22 protein-coding genes are annotated in these 17668 nt (G+C 66.8%); 15 read left to right on the plus strand and 7 right to left on the minus strand.

Features of this window, described 5'->3' with window-relative positions; genetic code table 11:
- Positions 1-79 precede the first annotated feature (79 nt).
- The 3 genes from E1281_RS08435 to E1281_RS08445 all read right to left on the minus strand — a co-directional run bounded on the left by E1281_RS08435 (position 80) and on the right by E1281_RS08445 (position 2024).
- Complete coding sequence (locus tag E1281_RS08435) at positions 80-553, minus strand: nuclear transport factor 2 family protein (RefSeq protein WP_131876644.1); 474 nt, start codon at positions 551-553, stop codon at positions 80-82.
- A gap of 141 nt (positions 554-694) precedes the next feature.
- Positions 695-1162, minus strand: a complete 468-nt coding sequence (locus tag E1281_RS08440; RefSeq protein ID WP_131876646.1) for a MarR family transcriptional regulator — start codon at positions 1160-1162, stop codon at positions 695-697.
- Between the two features lie 88 nt (positions 1163-1250).
- Positions 1251-2024: an SDR family oxidoreductase gene (locus E1281_RS08445; RefSeq protein WP_131876648.1), complete on the minus strand. Its 774-nt coding sequence runs from the start codon at positions 2022-2024 to the stop codon at positions 1251-1253.
- A 79-nt stretch (positions 2025-2103) separates the two neighbouring features.
- On the opposite strand from E1281_RS08445, the gene E1281_RS08450 reads away from it, so the two are divergent.
- From E1281_RS08450 to E1281_RS08460, 3 genes are all read left to right on the plus strand, one after another.
- Entirely contained in the window at positions 2104-2721 is a 618-nt protein-coding gene (locus E1281_RS08450) for a TetR/AcrR family transcriptional regulator (RefSeq protein ID WP_131876649.1), read from the plus strand.
- A 376-nt stretch (positions 2722-3097) separates the two neighbouring features.
- Positions 3098-3652, plus strand: a complete 555-nt coding sequence (locus E1281_RS08455) for a hypothetical protein (RefSeq protein WP_131876651.1) — start codon at positions 3098-3100, stop codon at positions 3650-3652.
- Positions 3653-3857: 205 nt separating this feature from the next.
- Positions 3858-4589, plus strand: coding sequence for an HNH endonuclease (locus E1281_RS08460; RefSeq protein WP_131876653.1), 732 nt, complete (start codon positions 3858-3860; stop codon positions 4587-4589).
- 52 nt (positions 4590-4641) lie between these two features.
- On the opposite strand, the gene E1281_RS08465 is transcribed toward E1281_RS08460, so the two are convergent.
- Positions 4642-5280: an ATP-binding protein gene (locus tag E1281_RS08465; protein WP_131876654.1), complete on the minus strand. Its 639-nt coding sequence runs from the start codon at positions 5278-5280 to the stop codon at positions 4642-4644.
- Between the two features lie 253 nt (positions 5281-5533).
- Between E1281_RS08465 and E1281_RS08470 the strand changes: the two genes are divergently transcribed.
- Together E1281_RS08470 and E1281_RS08475 are read left to right on the plus strand one after the other, a co-directional pair.
- Entirely contained in the window at positions 5534-6349 is an 816-nt protein-coding gene (locus E1281_RS08470; RefSeq protein ID WP_131876656.1) for a helix-turn-helix transcriptional regulator, read from the plus strand.
- An 8-nt stretch (positions 6350-6357) separates the two neighbouring features.
- Complete coding sequence (locus E1281_RS08475) at positions 6358-6531, plus strand: DUF397 domain-containing protein (RefSeq protein ID WP_131876681.1); 174 nt, start codon at positions 6358-6360, stop codon at positions 6529-6531.
- A gap of 411 nt (positions 6532-6942) precedes the next feature.
- Here E1281_RS08475 and E1281_RS08480 read toward each other — a convergent pair whose 3' ends face one another.
- Positions 6943-7971, minus strand: coding sequence for an NADP-dependent oxidoreductase (locus E1281_RS08480; protein ID WP_131876657.1), 1029 nt, complete (start codon positions 7969-7971; stop codon positions 6943-6945).
- 14 nt (positions 7972-7985) lie between these two features.
- Positions 7986-8612: a TetR family transcriptional regulator gene (locus E1281_RS08485; protein ID WP_165958830.1), complete on the minus strand. Its 627-nt coding sequence runs from the start codon at positions 8610-8612 to the stop codon at positions 7986-7988.
- Between the two features lie 419 nt (positions 8613-9031).
- On the opposite strand from E1281_RS08485, the gene E1281_RS08490 reads away from it, so the two are divergent.
- The 4 genes from E1281_RS08490 (at position 9032) to E1281_RS08505 (ending at position 11817) form a co-directional block, all read left to right on the plus strand.
- Positions 9032-9583, plus strand: coding sequence for a hypothetical protein (locus E1281_RS08490; protein ID WP_207943179.1), 552 nt, complete (start codon positions 9032-9034; stop codon positions 9581-9583).
- A gap of 128 nt (positions 9584-9711) precedes the next feature.
- Positions 9712-10053, plus strand: coding sequence for a hypothetical protein (locus tag E1281_RS08495; protein ID WP_131876660.1), 342 nt, complete (start codon positions 9712-9714; stop codon positions 10051-10053).
- Between the two features lie 58 nt (positions 10054-10111).
- Entirely contained in the window at positions 10112-11218 is a 1107-nt protein-coding gene (locus E1281_RS08500; protein WP_131876662.1) for an NAD(P)-binding domain-containing protein, read from the plus strand.
- Positions 11219-11277: 59 nt separating this feature from the next.
- Positions 11278-11817, plus strand: a complete 540-nt coding sequence (locus E1281_RS08505; RefSeq protein WP_131876664.1) for a putative immunity protein — start codon at positions 11278-11280, stop codon at positions 11815-11817.
- Between the two features lie 22 nt (positions 11818-11839).
- On the opposite strand, the gene E1281_RS41140 is transcribed toward E1281_RS08505, so the two are convergent.
- Entirely contained in the window at positions 11840-12700 is an 861-nt protein-coding gene (locus E1281_RS41140; protein ID WP_131876666.1) for a hypothetical protein, read from the minus strand.
- Between the two features lie 79 nt (positions 12701-12779).
- Here E1281_RS41140 and E1281_RS08515 point away from each other — a divergent pair, with 79 nt between their 5' ends.
- The 6 genes from E1281_RS08515 (at position 12780) to E1281_RS08540 (ending at position 17658) form a co-directional block, all read left to right on the plus strand.
- Complete coding sequence (locus E1281_RS08515; RefSeq protein WP_131876668.1) at positions 12780-13310, plus strand: nuclear transport factor 2 family protein; 531 nt, start codon at positions 12780-12782, stop codon at positions 13308-13310.
- Positions 13307-14176 carry an LLM class F420-dependent oxidoreductase gene (locus E1281_RS08520; protein ID WP_131876670.1) on the plus strand — a complete coding sequence of 290 codons (870 nt, stop codon included), beginning with the start codon at positions 13307-13309 and terminating at the stop codon, positions 14174-14176. Before E1281_RS08515 ends, E1281_RS08520 begins: the two co-directional genes overlap by 4 nt.
- Before the next feature lie 151 nt (positions 14177-14327).
- Positions 14328-15104, plus strand: a complete 777-nt coding sequence (locus E1281_RS08525) for a glutamate ABC transporter substrate-binding protein (RefSeq protein WP_131876672.1) — start codon at positions 14328-14330, stop codon at positions 15102-15104.
- Between the two features lie 28 nt (positions 15105-15132).
- The gene (locus E1281_RS08530; RefSeq protein WP_131876674.1) at positions 15133-15786 is read left to right on the plus strand and encodes a hypothetical protein; all 654 of its coding nucleotides are present in this window, start codon (positions 15133-15135) and stop codon (positions 15784-15786) included.
- A gap of 17 nt (positions 15787-15803) precedes the next feature.
- Positions 15804-16841 carry an XRE family transcriptional regulator gene (locus E1281_RS08535; RefSeq protein ID WP_131876675.1) on the plus strand — a complete coding sequence of 346 codons (1038 nt, stop codon included), beginning with the start codon at positions 15804-15806 and terminating at the stop codon, positions 16839-16841.
- Positions 16842-17031: 190 nt separating this feature from the next.
- A complete protein-coding gene (locus tag E1281_RS08540) occupies positions 17032-17658 on the plus strand; it encodes an alpha-ketoglutarate-dependent dioxygenase AlkB (RefSeq protein WP_131876677.1) in 627 nt (208 codons plus the stop codon).
- The last annotated feature ends 10 nt before the right edge of the window (positions 17659-17668 follow it).

The raw sequence follows: 17668 nt of genomic DNA on the forward strand, positions 1-17668 counted from the left end.
GGTTGGCACCCGCGCCGCGAAGGCCCATCGTCGGACGGACGCTAGAACTCGTTCTAGCCAGCGTCAACACCGGTCCCGGTCACTGGGAATCGGGGAGCCCCGCGGTGAACTTGAGACTGGGCATGTCGTCCAGCGACACGATGTACTCGTACGTGCGCTTGTGCCCGGTCTTCTCGACCCGCCAGCGCCCGTCCTCACACTTCCGATAGGCGTCGTGGTAGAACGCGGCCCCCCGGATGAGCAGCCGCTGCTCGATGAGAATGATCGAGTCGTCCAGCCCCCAGGTGCCGGTCGCGCGGTCCCCGTCCACATCGATCTCGGGCGCACCGGCCGTGTGCGTGGAGATCTTGTCGGGGCCGAGGTTGCCCCGCATGTACTCGACGATCGCGTCCCGCCCCTCCAGCCGGAGCACCTTGCCCAGCACAGGGGTGTCGTACTCGGCGACGGCGTCCTCGGTGAACACGTCGGCGAACTCGTCCCACAGCTTCAGGTCGACACAGCGCAGGTAGCGGTACTTGAGCCGCCGAATCTCTTCCAGAGTCACCAGATCCATGCGCTCTACCATGCTCGCCCGCCCGCCAGAAGACAAGAACGTGTTCTACTCCCACCGGTCTGGACGAGGCCACCCGCCACTCATCCAGCGGGGAAGAGCGAGGACCCGCCACCCGCTCCTCCCCTGCGGACCGTCACCGCGCTATTCCAAGGCACCGCCGGTGTTCCGGATCATCTGCTGGAGGACCTTCAGAGTAGTCACGTAATCGGCGTCGTCAATCCCCTCGTGAATACGGTCGCGAATCGTCGGCGCGTACTGCTTGATATCAACGCGGGCCGCCTCCCCCGCCTCGCTGATGAACCAGCGCCCGTCCCCGCCACGGGTCAGCCAGCCGCGCTCCAGCAGCACCTCCGCCTCGGCCTCCAGGTCGTCCTCGGACCTGAGGTAGGAACTCATGGCCTGCTGGAGTTCCGGGATGGTCATACCACCGCCGTCAGGCGAGAGGTCGTTCTTCGACAGGTTACGCAGCAGCCAGAACTGAGGCTGGCTGTAGCCACGCTCCGCCTGCCAGGCCCTGGTGTACGCAATGAGCGCCTCGTAGGCCACCCCCGTCCAGTAGGCAGCCGGCTGGCCGGCAAGTCCGGCATCCGAAATCCCCTGAGCAGTCATCTACGGCACTCCCATCATGATCACTGATACGACCACCGTAAGACCAGAAGCTAACTTGAGGTCAAGCGCGCGCCAGCCAGTCGACCGGTCACAATCCAGCACCTCCGGTCACGTCGACGACCCTGCCGGTCACCCAACGAGCGTCATCGGACGCGAGAAACGCGACGACACCGGAAATATCTTCGGGCTGCCCGACACGTCCCAACGCGGCCAGCGAAGAGGCGTAGGCCTCCGCCTCCGCATTCCCCCGCAACCACCCCGCGTTGTTGTCGGTGTCGACGATTCCAGGCGCCACCGAGTTGACCGTGATCGCCCGCGGCCCGAGTTCCTTGGCCAGGTTGAGAGTGAACGTGTCCAAGGCGCCCTTGGTGGCGCCGTAAGCCATGATCTCCGGCATGGCCAGATAGGCGGTGCCGCTGGAGATGTTGATGACCCGCCCACCGTCCCGGAGCCGCCGCACCCCCTGCTGAACGATGAAGAACGGCGCCCGGACGTTCACCGCGAAAAGCTCGTCGAACTCGTCCTCCGTGAGCGAGTCCAGCCCGGAACTGCGGCCGATGGCCGCATTGTTGACGATGATGTCCACGCCTTCCCGCCCCGCGTGCCGCTCGACTTCCGCGTCGAAGGACGCCCACAACGCGGCCGCGTCCCCACGCTTGCCCAGCTCCGCCTGAATCGGGAAGGCGCGGCCACCATCCTTGCGGATCCGCCCGACGACCTCGTCTGCTGCGGCCCGGTTGCGACCGAAGGCGACGGCCACTACCGCCCCATCCCGGCCAAGCCGCTCAGCGATCCCCCGTCCGATGCCCCTACTGCCACCGGTGACCAGCGCGACCTTGCCACCCAGCTCCCACACGCTCATGTCGACTCCTCATTTGTTGAGCGATGACTCAACAAAAACCGTAGCACGACTTCTTGAGCGAACGCTCTATAATGAAGCCATGGCACGAGGACGCCCACGCACCTTCGACCGAGACACCGCCCTGGTGCAGGCCACACGGCTGTTCTGGGAACGCGGTTACGAGGCCACGTCAGTCGGCGAACTCGGCGAGGCGATGAACCTCAGGCCCGGCAGCCTCTACGCCGCCTTCGGTGACAAGAAGTCCCTGTTCAGGGAGGCCGTAGAGGCTTACGGCCGCTCCCCGGAAGGCGCCTTCGTCGGCAAGGCCCTGGACCAGGAGCCCACCGCCCGCGCCGCCTTCACCCGAATCCTCCACGAGGCCGCGACAACCTACTCGGACCCGTCCCACCCGACCGGCTGCCTGATCGTCAGCGCCGCCACGAACGTCACGGACGCCGACGTAGCGACCTACCTACGCGACCTCCGAAACACCAACCTTGGGCGTTTCAAGTCCCGCCTGAAGGCTGCCCAGGAGCAAGGCGAACTTCCACCGGACGCCGACCCCGACGCCCTGGCCGGCTACTTCGCCGCCGTAATCCAAGGCATGTCCCAACAGGCCCGAGACGGCGCCACCACACCCGACCTACTGAACATCGCCAACCTCGCCCTGACCGCCCTGCCCACCGACACCGGCGACACCCCCGGGCTGCCCGGCTGACCACGACCAGTTCCACGACCGTCCGCCATCGACTGCCAGTCCAGAAACTGCGCCGTCTGCGGACGGACGCCGGCCACACCCAACTTGAAATCACCACCGAAATGGACTGGCCCGAGTCCAGCAGAACAAGGTCGAGCGCGGCGACGTCCCGTCCGGGTACCGAACGTCCACGCACTGCTGATCCACAACGGACCCACCGGTCCGGAGCGCAAGCGGGAGGCGGACGCGCCCCTCCAAGATGGCCGCCCCAGCCCTGACCACCTGGCAAGCAGCAAAGCCACCCATCTCCCTGAGGTGGCCGAATCTGGACGCTTCAATGGATGCCGCGACCTGCATCGCGTCCAAAATGTCAGCACATGTGGGCACAATCAGAGCCATGGACGCACCCACGATGCTCACGGTTGGGCAGGTTGTTCGTTATCCCGAGCCGCCCACTCCAGAACCCGAGCACCTCGATGGCTGTCGGAACTTCTTCAACCTGACGGCCTTGCCAGGCGCTCCACGACTCATCATGAACCGTGGCATCGACCATCCCGCACGGGTTTCCGCACCCGACGGCCAGCGAAGGCCAGTGATCCTGCTCCGCTCCAACCCCCTCCAAGCAGGGTCCTCGAAAACGCCATGGGACGACGAAATCGACCTGAAGAGGGGAAAAGTTGTCTACTACGGTGATCACCGTGCTAGTACAACTGTTCCTCTCGGGGGCACCCGTGGCAATGGGACCCTCTTGTTGACTGCCGAAGCACATCGCTCCGACAGGCCAGAAATACGCGCGACAGCGGTTCCTCTGCTCATCTTCAGGTCAGTTGAACACAACCGCCAAACCAAAGGCTACCTTGAATTCTGCGGACTTGGCGTGATCGACAAAGTTTACGCCCGTAAAGCAGGAGGACCCAACCACCAGGAAAATATTTCCAAATTACAAATTTGAGCTGTCGCTACTCGATCTGGCGCCAGAAGGTGATCAGTTCGACTGGCGTTGGATCAATGCACGGCGCACACCAACACTCGCTACAGACGAGACGAACCAGCTAGCACCGACCAACTGGGGCACCTGGGTGAACGCGCCAGACAGAGCACCAGCACTCCGGAGAGGGGAGCGGACTCAGAGCAGGAAATCGGAAGAAGTGAGGACTTTGAGATCTCCCGACTGGACTTGGGACGAGCTAATTTTGGCTTGCGCCCTTGTATATGAAAATAATTGGAAGGAGATCAAGAAGGACGACAGTCGCGCATTGGAGTTGTCAGATCTACTTCAACTCCTCCCCATCCACCCACTGGGGACACGCACTGAGGACTTTAGGAACCCCAGCAGCATTCAGCGCAAGACAGCAGATATCGCAACTGCCCACCCGAGTTACTCCGGCAGAACCACGAAAGGTGGCTGGCTTACACAGGAGACGGTCAGTGCATTTATCGAACGACCGCAGGAGATGCTAGCGGCAGCGCAGAGGATCAGAGAGATACTGGCCTCGGGAGATCCAGATCTCATGGAAGCCATCGACCCTCATCCCACAGGTGATCCCAACCCAAGCGCCGACGAGGGTCGTGTTCTCGAACGTTTTCACCGTTACAGAGAACGTGATCCCAAGCTGAGAAAGCGGAAGATCGAAGCAACACTCAAAGCTGGACTTCCACTCGCATGCGAGGTCTGCGATTTCAATTTTGCCGAGAAATTTGGCAAGCACGGGCAGGGGTACATCGAGGTCCATCACATTATTCCGCTACACGAGATCGGGCCATCCATTACGGAACTGAAAGATCTCGCGCTGCTCTGTTCGAACTGCCACAGAATGAGTCATCGCAGACTTGATAAAACGCGCACCTGGCCATCCCCTCAAGAACTTCGGGAAATACTTTCCTGTTGATGAAGGACCAGGTAGAGATCGACACCGGTGCCAAGGGAGGCCAGGAGAAGCGCTACCGATCACCTTCGCGGCTCTGTCCGATGTGGCAGACGAGGATTTCGGTGGTGTCTTGTAGGTCGATTATGGGGCGGCGGTGGCGGGTGCCGGTGGGGGTTGTGTAGCTGAGGTGGCTAGGCTCGATCCAGATGTTCACCTCCTCCGTGGTGTTGATGGGGACGGTGACCAAAGAGACGCCTCGGCCGTGGCGGTGGGTCGTGTTCATGACGCCGCGTGCGGTGAGCATGGCGGCCATGTGGCGGGCCGCGAGCATCGGTGGGGCGGTCGTCCGGGCGTCGGGCCAGGTGCCTTTGAGAGGGAAGGCTGTCCAGACGGCCTTGCCTGGTATGCCTCCAGTGCAGATGGAGCGGGAGGGGTGTGCTCCCCAGGCTTCGGCGAGGAGGGCGACGATGCTGATGCCTCTGCCGTGGTCGTCCAGCAGGTCGCCGGGCGTGGTGTCGGGCCAGGACGAGCGGCATGCGTCGAAGACCGATATCAGTAGTTGCGGCCTCGGAGTGACTCTGGCCCACAGCCAGAGTTCGGGCGGGACGGTCGGAGTGCTGGAACCGGCGTGAGTCAGGGCGTTCGTGGCGAGTTCGCTGGCGGCCAAGACCGCGTCGTCGGTCGTGTCGCGGTCCAGGCCGAGCGTCGTCATGGCGATGCTGAGGAGGGAACGGGCGACCGAAGCGCAACTCGCGTCGGTGGGGAGGCGCCAGGCGCACATGCCTCCCAGCGCTATATCAGCGGCATGACCGACTGACATTTGTCCAGACTGTGCAATCTGCACCATTTGGGGCCATCCTCGCAGGTCACAGGGTTCTTTCTTCGCCCCCCAGCCTGTACTTCTTGGCCTAGCCTTTGACTGTTCCGATGGAACTTCGGAACTTGGCGAGTCTGGAGGGGGCTCTGTGAACATCAACGAATCCCCGGATCCGCGATCTTCGATGTGGGCATGGATCGCCTACTCGCTGCGGTTCCATCGCATGCAACGAGGTCTTACGGGAGACGCCGTGGGGAAGCTCCTCAACTGCGCACGCTCATCAATTTCCAGACTCGAGAACGGGGAAGCCAAGCTCGACGAGAAGCAGGCGGCCGTACTGGACGAAGCGTGGAACACCGGCGGCCACTTCGGGATCATGGTTTGGTATGCCCGCCAGGGGCACGACCCCACGTGGTTCAAGAGCTTCACGGAGTTCGAGGCCCGCGCTTCGTCCATGAAGGTCTACAGCGGTCAACTCGTCCCCGCCATCTTCCAGACGCCCGCGTACGCACGAGCGCTTCTGGTCGAGGGCCGCGAACCTGGGCTTGACCTTGATGGCGCGGTGAGTGCTCGGATGTCGCGTCAGCGCGTCTTGACCGCGAAGGGCCCGCCCGACGTGTGGGTGCTGTTGGCCGAAACCGCCTTGGTTTGCCTGGTCGGAGGCGCATCAGTGATGCGTGAACAACTCGGCAAGCTCCTTGAGTTCTCCGAGTTGCCCAACGTGTTCCTACGCGTCGTCCCAAACGCCGCCGGCGCGAACCCTGGGCTCGACGGCTCCTTCAAGATCATCAAGGTGAGGGAGGGACAGGTGGGATACGTCGACGCCTCCCATGGAGGACGGCTGGTAGCCGACCCCGCAGAAGTTGAGAGGTTTGCAGTAAAGTTCGATCAGATCGGCGCGGTCGCCCTCCCCATCGGCGGCTCCCGAACTCTGATCGAACAACTGATGGAGACCTTGAAGTGACAACTCCGATGTGGCGTAAGAGCAGTCACTCCTCGGATGGGACCACTTCCCAATGCGTTGAGATTGCCCAGCTCACAGGTAGCATCGGCGTGCGCGATAGCAAGGACCCCGGGGGCGGGCACCTTGCTCTCACGTCCGAGGCATTCGCGAGGCTCGTCGAGCGCATCAAGGGCTCGGGCTGACGGCTCGGCTTGGTGGGGCTGCGGCGGTTCAGCGGCCGCGGTCGTCGCCGACTCTCTGACCGGGGCCCACTTGAGTCAGCGTTCTATACACCGAAAGCCGATGCGTCTTCTCCCCAGGGCAACTTGAAGGTCGTGTGGTCCCCCCGTTCGACACGAAAGCAACCGAGGTACCGACCAGGCCGCGTAAGCACCGAGGCTGCTCCTGCTCATGCCACCAGCCTGTGTGACAGCAGACGTCCAGGTGACGGGAACTTGTCGCGCACAGCAGGAGGGTGGTCGCAGTGAACGTACTCGACCGTGGACGCGCCTGAAAGGTCACCACCGGGGCGGCCGGACTTCGAGTTCTCAGAACGGTTGCCGTCGCGCCCTTATCCGTGTGGCAAGCGGGGTTGCTGTTTATGGGTATTCAGCTCAGCCGCGTCCGGGGTTTACTCGGACGAGTTGTTTGCCGAGGTTGGCGCCGTCGAAGAGGCGTTGCAGGGCGGTGGGGGCGTTGGTGAGGCCGTCGATGACGTCCTCGGCCCAGTGCAGATCGCCTGCCGCTACCCAGCCTGCAATGCGGGCGAGTGCTTCGGGGAAGTCGGGTTGGTGGTCCAGGAAGATGAAGCCCTCCATGCGGGCTCGTCGGAACGCGAGTTGCATGTAGTTCGCTGGGCCCGCGCCGTATCCTGCGGCCGTGTAGCCCGACGAGATCGAGCCGCATAGTGCGATGCGCGCATGGAGGGCTAGCTGGTCCAGGGCGTTCTCCAGCAGCACACCGCCCACATTGTCGAAGACGGCGGTGAGGCCGTCGGGGGCGAAGTCGCGCAGCGCGTCCGGGACGTTGTCGGTGCGGTAGTCCACGCAGGCGTCGAATTTCGCGACGTCCATCACCCAGGCGACCTTCTCGGCCGAGCCGGCGGTGCCGATGACCCGGGCGCCGGGGAGCCGCGCCATCTGCCCGGCCAGGGAGCCGACGCTGCCCGCCGCGCCCGTCACCAGGACCGTGTCCCCGGCCGCGACGTCGAGCACGCGGGACATCCCGACGAATGCCGTCAGGCCGCTCACGCCGAAGACGGTGAGCATGTGGCGCGGGTCGATTCCGTCCGGCACCGGGTTGACGCCGAACAGGCCCCCGCCGCGCGCCACGACGTACTCCCGCCAGCCCAGGTCGCCGTAGACCCACTGTCCCTCCGGCAGCGTCTGGTTCCGGGACGCCACCACGCGCCCGACGCCGCTGCCCCGCATGACGTCGCCGATGCCGACCGGTGCCGTGTAGGTGGCGTCGGGGTTGAGCCACGTGCGCTGCGTGGCGTCGATTCCAAGCCAGACGACCTCGACCAGGGCTTCGCCCTCGGCGAGCGCGGGCACGGGCGCGCTCTGCTCGGCGAACGTGTCGGGGGTGATGCCGGCGGTGGGACGTTCTCGCAGCACCAATTGGCGGTAAGTGCGGGTGGGCACGGGTTCAGCCTCTTTCAAAGGGCCGAGCACGTCGCTCGGGTGAAGGTCGCGATCAGCTCGTCTGTGATGGCGTCCACGGGAGCGCCGTGTGCGACTCGAAGCCCTTCGGCGTCGAGGGTGCGGCGGATGATCCCGGCCATCATGACGGGGTCGAACGGACGCAGCTCGCCGTTGCGCTGCCCTTCCTCCAACAGCGCGACAATGTCGGACAGGGACGCCCTCACGAGCTCGTCGTAGAGATCCGCCACCGCTGTCGTGCGGTGGGCGATGACTGCGATCAAGGCGCGCGTTTCCATCGGCCGCCGCGCGCAGTACTGAAGGAATCCGCGGATGTACGCGGCCAGCCGCTCCAGGACGCTGCCCTGGCCGCGAAGTGTGGCGAGAAGTTCTGGCCCCAGGCTCCCGACCACGCGAGCGACAACGTCGTCCAGAATCTCGTCCCTGGTCTCGAAGTTGCTGTGGTATGCGCCACGGCTGTACCCGGCCGTCTCCGCGATGGCCTCGACCGAGGTCGAAGCGACCCCGCGCTCCGCGAACAGCCGCATCGCCGACGCGACGAGTTCCTCACGTGTTCGCCGGCGCCGCTCAGCGCGCGTCTCCCTTGTCACCACCTCAAAATACAGCACGGTATCCGGATACATTGCCGTATGTGGAAGTGGAGCGACCATGGCAGCGGTGACGTTGCTGGCGACTCGCTCACCCGGGCGCTGGCCAAGGACGACGGCCGTTCCACCCAGGCGGAGACAAGCACGGAGTGAAACCGCAGGCCGTCGCCGACCGGACGCGGCCGAGAGGGAAGGGTTGGTCAGCAGCACAGCTGGCCGCCCGGACGCTCGGCTAAGTTGAGTCCGGACGCGTATCCGTGGGGAGATCGAATCAGTGGACGGGCATGGGGACGCGGACCGACGGCAAACCTCTGACGCTTGGCTCTCATCCCGGCTGCAGATGACCTTCCGGCCTGCGGCGGCGCCGATCCGATGGTCCGGTCGCCAAACTGGGCGGGCAACCGGTGTGGCTTGACGATCCTCGCTGGCCGTTGTCCCGCGCGTACGGCACTCCCATGAAGTTCGTCGGGCAGTTCCCGGTCCCGGGCGAAGAGAACCGGATGGCCTACCTGTTCATCACCGATGACGGTACCGCGTCCTCGTTCGCACCCGAAGGCGGGGACAATGCCCTGCTCGTTCAACCCGCCGGACGAATCCCCGACTTCCTGACCATCACCGACGCGCAGACCGGCCCCTCCCTCTGGCGACGCGGCGAGAGCTGGGACGAGCACGTGCCGGTCGAGCTGCACATCGAGACCTCCCCACTGGATCCCGTCGAAGAACGCGTCCTGGAGGAAGAGATCGCCTGCTGGGAAGCCGAACTCGCCGGCGAGTACCTCGATCTCCCGGAGACCGAGGTCTTCCCACCACGCAGTTACTTCGGGGGCAAACCCAACTTCTGGCAGCCCCGGATAGAGGTGCCGCCGCCCTGGCGCTTCCTCTTCCAACTCGACGGCCAAGAGGGCTGGGACGGCGAGCCGTACGCCCTGAACTTCGGCGGCGGCACCGGCTACGCGTTCCTCAGCCCCGACGGGCACGAAGGGCGCTTCTACTGGGACTGCGCGTAACCGAGGTGACCGATGTAGGTCTTCCGCGGCATGGCGAACGGACTGCACAGAACGCTTGGGTGGGCGAAGTCAACGTACGCGGCGGGCCGTCCCTGCACTGCCTGCCGCCCCCAACCGGGAGTGTGTTCATGGTGGATGGCGAGGGTCTTCCGGACGAAGGCACCGAGGGCCAAGGGCCGGACGGTGAGGCGTCGTGGCTGGGGCGCGGAGTCGCCCTTTTCACGCCCGTCTTCGCGGTGGCGGCCGGATGGCTGGCCGGAGTGGTCGCGCAACTCGTCCCCGGGGCCCATCTGGACGAGGCGCAGGTGACCACGTTCATGGTGGCGGCCACCACGGCGGCTCTGGGAGCCGGGTGGAAATGGCTTCAGGGCTGGCAGCAGCACGAGAGGTTCGTGGCGGAAGGGAAGGCCACGCCCGTAAAGAGCAGTCGGGAGCGGGCAACTCGGGCCCGCAAAACGAGCCGAACCTGAGACGCGTCCGTCCTGGTCGCGAATGGAATGATCGTCTTCCCGCGCGGGTTGCATGGATATGCGGTCGGTCGATGTTCTCGTGATCGGTGCCGGGCAGGCGGGGCTGTCGGCGGCCTATCACCTGCAGCGGCGCGGGTTCGTTCCCGTTACCCGGGCATCGGGCGTCGATCGCACCTTCGTGGTGCTCGACGCGGAGGACGCTGCCGGCGGCGCATGGCGGCATCGTTGGGCCTCGTTGAAGATGGCGACGGTCAACGGCATCTACGAACTCCCGGGACTTCCCGTGCCGCCCGCGGATCCGGACGCCGCCAGCCGCGACGTCCTGCCCGCGTACTTCGCCGACTATGAGCAGCGCTTTGCCCTCGATGTGCAGCGTCCCGTAAACGTGACCGCTGTGCGGCGCGCCACGACGGCGGACGAAATGGATGACGCACTGATCGTCGAGACGGATTCCGAGACCTGGTCCGCCGGGCACATCATCAACGCCACTGGCACTTGGACGCGCCCGTACTGGCCGAACTATCCCGGCATGCAGAGCTTTCGCGGGCGGCAGCTCCACGTCCACGACTACGTCTCGGCCGAGGAGTTCGCGGGCAAGCGCGTCGTGATCGTCGGTGCGGGGATTTCCGCGACCCAACTGCTCGAAGAGATATCGCGCGTCGCCGACACGTTGTGGGTGACGCGCACCGAACCTGAGTGGAAGGACGGGCTGGCCACCCCGACCATCGTCGAAGCGCTCGCCCGCGCGGAAGAGCGCGTCCGCGAGGGATTGCCTCCGCAGAGCATCGTGCACGTGACAGGGATGATTCGCACGCCGTGGACCGAACGGGCCGGCGAACGGGGCGTACTGGTACGGCATCCGATGTTCACCAGCATCGAAGAGCACGGCGTACGCATGCCGGACGGCTCCTTCGAGCCCGCCGACGTCATCTTGTGGGCGACCGGATTCCGCGCCGAACTCAGGCACCTCGCTCCCCTGCGACTGCGCACCCGGCACGGCGGTATCCGCGTCGCCAACGGCAGATCGCTGGACGAACCGCGCTTGTTCGTGATCGGCTACGGCCCGTCGCAGTCGACGATCGGCGCCAACCGTGCGGGACGGGACGCGGTGATCTCGATCCTCGCCGACCCCGCACCCGCGGAAATTCCCGCTATTCCAGCCTGAGGACCCAGCGCGCTCGTGGATCCCGCTGAAGAACATCCCTCCGGTGGGAGGATCGGAGCATGACGACCGTGTCCGGGGACTTCGAGCTGACCATGGACGAGTTGCGGGTCGTGGCGCGCTACGTTGCCGAGAGTGCCCAGGACGTGCTTCCGGTGTTCGAGGAGGCCGTTCCCGGTGACCCTCGCCCGCGTGCCGCTCTCGACGCCGCCTGGGAGTTCGTCAACGGCGCGAAAAGGTCCAAGCTGCAGCGCGTCACCTCACTGGACGCGCACCGAGCGGCGAAGGAGGCGGGCACCGAAGCGGCACGCCTCGCCGCACGGGCCGCCGGTGATGCCGCGTCCGCCGCGTACCTGCACCCGATTTCGCGGGCGACCCAGGTAGGGCACATCCTGCGGGCCGCCGCGAGCGCCGCGCGCATCGGCGAACTGGACGCGGGCGGGGATCCCGCGGTCGGAGACATGCTGATCGAGCAGGCTCGGCAGCGCGCCACTCCCACCCTTGTCGCCGTGATCTCCCGCTACCCTCCGGCGCCGACCGGCAAGAATCGCGTCGCGCAACTCATGAGCGACCTGGACGCCTCCCTGCGCACGTCCCGCTGAAAGCCAGGAGCGTCCGCCTCCCTCACCGGGACAGTTCGGAGACGAGGGCCCGAACCCAGCGTTCCGCGACGGCGGGCTCTTCGGTGATGTGACGAACCAGGCCGTTCCGCACCTCGCGGGTACGGCCGGCCTCGACGAGCGCGACGGCTTCCGCGAGGGCACGCCGGGTGTCCTCATCATGGCGGGGCCGCGTTACCGAGTCCGCAGACCATCGCTGCTCGTTGAAGGAGACCGTGAGTTTCTTCTGGTCGTTGCCCAGGTAGCTCCACACCGCACCGTGGAGTGAGATGTTCACGATAGATTTGCGCGGCAGATCGCCCGTCCATTCCGACTTCTGCTGCCATCGCCAGGTGTTCGGGCTGGTCTTGGTGCGCCACGTGATGCCGAGGAAGCGCACTTTACGGCGGATGACGTCCCACTGGGCGCGCTCGTCGTCGATCCAGTCCCGAAGCAGCGTGTAAAGGCTCTCGAAGGTTCCTCCCTTCGCGACAAGGTCGGTGAAGACCAGCGGACGCTCCCCGCGCGCGAGTCGGTGGGGAGACAGCCCGGCGGCGGCCAGGTTGGCCCGCAACTGCGCCACCGAGGGCCCGGAGAGATCCTCGGCGCCCCACCGCAGTGAGAACGGGAGCTGGTGCAGGCGTCCTTGCCAGGAGGTGTCCGCCAACGCCCCCGACAGCAGGTCGAAAAGGCTGTCGGGGGAACGGCCCACGAAGTACACCTCGCCATCGGCGCACCGGGCGAGCACCTTGGCCGCGCAGGCGACCAGCTCGTCGAGGAACCACAGGTCGGGTTCCGGGGCCCCGTCCAGCAGCGAACCGAGTTGCTGACGGCGCACCAGATTCCAGCGGAAAGGACGTACCGGCTCCAGATCCTCAGTGTCCATACACCGCAGTGAACCAGGGTCGTCCCGTAGAGCGGGATATGGGCTGTGGACGGGCGGTGATTGGTGGACGCTCGCGGGCATGGGCGCCACAAGGAGCGAGTGGTCCGACCGCCAGGAGATCCATGACGTCGTGCTGCGGTACTGCCGCGGGATCGACCGGCTGGACTTCGACCTCGTCCGGTCGGCCTACCACCCGGACGCCGTCGACCATCACACCGGCTTCGACGGAACCCTCGACGAGTACATCGCCTGGGTCGAGCCCAAGCTGCGCGCCCGGCTCGGCGGGACGATGCACATCGTCGCCAACCACCTCGTCGAACTGCTCGGCGACACCGCCATCAGCGAGGCGTACGGGACCTCGGTGCACTGGGGTGAGCCGGCCGACGACCCGCGCGTCAACTTCACCACCGGTGTGCGGTTCGTCGACCACATGGCCCGGCGGGACGGCCGGTGGGCCATCGCCGAACGGTGGGCGGTCCGGGAGTGGACCAGGTCCGACGCCGGACGGCTGAAGCCGAAGGAGGCCGCGGGGCCGTCCGGCAGCCGTGACGCCGACGACCCCTTGGTCCGGCTCCAGCGGAAGCTACGGGAAACGGAGGCAGGCGCGTGAAGGTCGGGATCAGCTCGCCGATCGTGGCGCTGTCGGGCAGGCGCCCGGCGTGGGAGGCCGAGGCCGGGACGGCCGAGCTCCTCCAGGTGGCGCAGGCCGCCGACCGGCTCGGCTACGCGTTCATGACCTGCCCGGACCATGTGGCCGTGCCGCCGGGGCTGCCGCGCGGGGAACGCTTCTACGATCCCCTCGCCACGTTCTCCTTCCTGGCGGGACGGACGCGCCGGCTCCGGTTCCTGCCGTACGTGCTGGTGCTGCCCTTCTACCACCCCCTGGAGATCGCCAAGCGGTACGGGACGCTCGACCACCTCAGCGACGGACGCCTGATCCTCGCGTTCGGGGTCGGCAACCTGAAGGAGGAGTTCGACCTGCTCGGCGTCCCCTTCGAGGACCGCGGGCCGCGCGCCGACGACGCCCTCAAGGCGCTCCGGGCGGGGCTGTCGGGCCGGGTGGTGTCGTACGAGGGCCCGTACTACGCGTTCCACGACATGGTGGTCGACCCGCACGCGCTGCAGGCCCGGGTGCCGCTGTGGATCGGCGGGCACAGCGAGCGCGCCCTGCGGCGCGCGGTCACGCTCGGCGACGGCTGGTCCCCGGCGCCGGTGTCGTTCCGGGGGCCCACCCCGGAGCTGATGCGGGAGATGCTGGACCGGCACGAGCCGCCGGAGGGTTTCGACGTCGTCCTCACTCCGGGCGGGCGCCTCGATCCCGTCAACGACCCTGGCCAGGTGGACGAGGTCATCACCACGTCGCGCAAGGCGGGCGCGACCCACATCAACCTGACGGTCCGGCACGAGTCGCTCGCCCACTACCTGGAGCAACTGGAGGCGTTCGCAGAAGCGGCCGGCCTCGACATCGACACCTGACGGCGGCCCGCCGAGCCTTCCTGAGGTTCGCGGCAAGGGAACGCAGCGCCCGTCCGGCGGGACGATCGTTTCATCCGCCGCTGGTAATCGATCTTCCGCTGTTCATCTGCCGGTCGGGTTCGGGCCCTAGTCATGGCTTGTGCGTTGCCTCATGGGGGTTCTGGTCCTTGCTTTCGCGCTGGTGGGGTGTACGGCCGCGGAGGCGTCCATCACCGGGAACGACGTCATCGTGGTCGGCGTCAAGAGCGACCAGCCGAGGCTCGGGTTCAAGGAGAACGACCGCTTCACGGGGTTCGAGGTCGATGTGGGGACGTACATCGCCCGCCACATCGGGGCCTCCAAGGTCGAGTTCCGCGAGGTCAGGTCGGACAACCGGGAGAAGAAGCTGGACGAGGGCGCCGTCGATCTCGTGCTGGCGTCCTACTCGATCACGCCGGATCGGGCCAAGCTCGTCACCTTCGGCGGGCCCTACTACGTCGCGCACCAGGACGTCATGGTCCGGCGCGGCGAGACCCGGATCCGGGGCGTGCGCGACCTGGCCGGGCGGCGGATGTGCCAGGCGAGCGGGTCGGTGTCCACCGAGCGTGTGGTGGTCGGGCTGAGCATCCCGGCGAAACTCGTCCCGGGGTCGTCCTACAGCGACTGCGTGGCGAAGCTGCGCGGGGGCCAGGTGGACGCGGTCTCCACCGGGGATCTGGTCCTGGCGGGGTTCGCCGCGCCGGATCTGGAGATCGTCAACTCGCCGTTCACCGACGAGCACTACGGGGTCGGGATGCGCAAGGGCGACATCGACGGGTGCGAAGCCGTCAACAAGGCCATCACGACGATGTACCAGGACGGGACGGCGTCCGAGTTGCTGCGCAAGTGGTTCGGGCCCAGCGGGCTCAAGCTGGTCGAGGAGGTGCCCCAGTTCGAGGGCTGCTCGTAATGTCGGAGCCCGCGGTTATCGTCGAGGGGTGGCTGAGGAGCGGGTTGCTTGGGACGAGCTCTTGGCGGCGGGGTTCCTGCACGGGGTGCGGGAGGCCCACCGCGAGGCGACGCTCGTCCTGTTCGGGGGATTGAGCCGGGCGGCGGGGTTCAAGGAGCGGACGTACGGGGTCGGCGCGTTCGAGCTGCTGGAGACGCACCTCGACCGCGTGTTCGACAAGGGCGACCTGGCGCGGCTGGTCGTCCGGGACGACCTGAACGGGTCGCCCGGATGGCGTTACGGCCCCTACCGGGTGCTGCTCAAGCGGCACGAGTTCGGCAACGTCAGGGGGATCCGGTGGGACCGCGACAGTCCCACCAAGCAGGCCGTCGCGCGGCAAGGCTACGTCGAGGATCCGCAGCTGACGCTGCCGCTCGGCGGGCTCGAAGCCCACGACACGCCCGGCGTCGTCACGCTGGTCCTCGCGCACAGCGCCAGCGAGGAGCCGCTGGAAATGGAGCTCTTCCTGGGCCGGCCCAGGTGGAACGCGGACGGGGGTACCGCCTGGCACTGGGTGAAGCAGCTGGACGACGCCATCGGGCCCGATCCACGTCGTAAGCTCGTCGAGCGGACGATGCCGCTCTGGGGCGACGACCACGACGACGTCCCCATGCGGCTCCGCGGGGAGACGAAGACGGCCTAGCAAGAGGGTGGCGCAGGGTGCTGTTCGACTGCGAGCGGCTGACGCTTGCCCGGAGGCTCCGCGGGCTGCGCAAGAACCAGCTCGCGCAGGCCGTGGGGACGACGCCGAAGGCGATCGGGCAGTTCGAAGCGGGCGTGCAGCGGCCTGGGGAGCCGACGATCAGGCGGCTGGCCATCGCGCTCGGGGTGCCGGTCGCGTTCTTCCAGGCCGGCCGGAGCCCGGTCTCCATGGACGGTGCCCACTTCCGCTCACTGAGGTCGACGAGCCAGATCGAGCGGGACCAGGCCCTCGCCTACGGGCGCATCGCCACGGACGTGGTCGCCGTTCTTGAGGACCTCGTCGACCTCCCCGAGGTGGATCTGCCCGAGTACCCGGTCTCACCGGACGAGATCGCCGGGAGCGGCCCGGTCGAGGCGGCGCGGCTGACCAGGAAGTCGCTGCTCGACCGGCATGGCCCGGTGCCGCACGTCGTCCGTCTGCTGGAGACGCACGGCGTCATCGTCCTCGTCCTTCCGGAGGCCGCCGAGCGGGTCGACGCGTTCAGTGCGGGGATCCATCCGAGGCCGATGGTCTTCTTCAATCCGGCCAAGGGCGATTACTGGCGCAACCGGTTCGACGCGGCCCATGAGCTGGGTCATCTGGTGATGCACGCCGACGCCGAGCCCGGGGAGAAGGTCGTCGAGGACCAGGCGCACAGGTTCGCGGCGGAATTCCTCATGCCGGCGGAGGACATCTCCGGGGAACTGCCCGCGAAACCCGACTGGGAACGGCTGGCCGAACTGAAAGAGGCGTGGGGCGTCAGCATGGCCGCACTCCTCTACCGGGCACGCACGCTGGGCATCATGACGGAGACCGCGTACCGCAACGCGATGAGCACGATGAGCGCCCGCGGCTGGCGGCGCCAGGAGCCGGGAGGGGCGAGGTCCCTTGAGCAGCCCACGATGCTGACCCGGGCGATCGAGATCGTCGGCCAGGCCGGGACCGGCCGGGACGGGGTCGCCGACCGGGCGCGGGTGACGCGGGCCGATCTCGATCTCCTCATCCCGCGGAGATAGCGCGGGCCTGACCAGTGGCCCTATGTGGACCGGTCCTTCCAGCGCAGTCACCACGAGAACGCGATGTGTACGGCGAGCCGGAGCCACATAGCGATTGATCTGCTTCCCCGCGCTTGCGGTCTTCCGCCGCCCGAAGCGCGGCGCGTCCATGATCGAACGTATGTTTGACCATGGACGTTAGAGTGGAGACATGTTCCAAGGGTCGCTGCTGGACGATACGGACGAGAGCGGTCCGCGTCCCCTGAGTTCGGCACGTCGGAGGCGGCTGGCCCACGGCGCCTGGGTGGACGTCCTGCCCGGCTGGATCCCCGGAGCGGACGCGCTGTTCGAGCGGTTGCACACGTCCGTCCCCTGGCGCGCCGACCGCCGCCGCATGTACGACCGGGTCGTGGACGTGCCGCGCCTGCTGGCGTTCTACGACGAGGGCGACCCCCTCCCCGACCCCGTCCTGGACGAGGCGAAGGCGGCCCTCGACCGCCACTACGCCGCCGAACTCGGCGAGCCGTTCCGCACCGCGGGCCTCTGCCTGTACCGGGACGGCCGCGACAGCGTCGCCTGGCACGGCGACAGGATCGGGCGCGGGTCCACGGAGGACACGATGGTCGCGATCCTGTCGGTCGGGACGCCGCGGAGCCTGCTGCTGCGTCCCCGCGGCGGCGGCCGGACGATCCGCCACGAACTGGGACACGGCGACCTCATCGTGATGGGCGGAAGCTGCCAGCGCACCTGGGAACACGCGATCCCGAAGAGCGCCCGCGTGGCCGGCCCCCGCATCAGCTGTCTCTTATACACAACTGACGCTGCCGACGAACTCTAGGGTGTAGATC

It is taken from the genome of Actinomadura sp. KC345 (assembly GCF_004348515.1).
GTDB lineage: Bacteria > Actinomycetota > Actinomycetes > Streptosporangiales > Streptosporangiaceae > Spirillospora.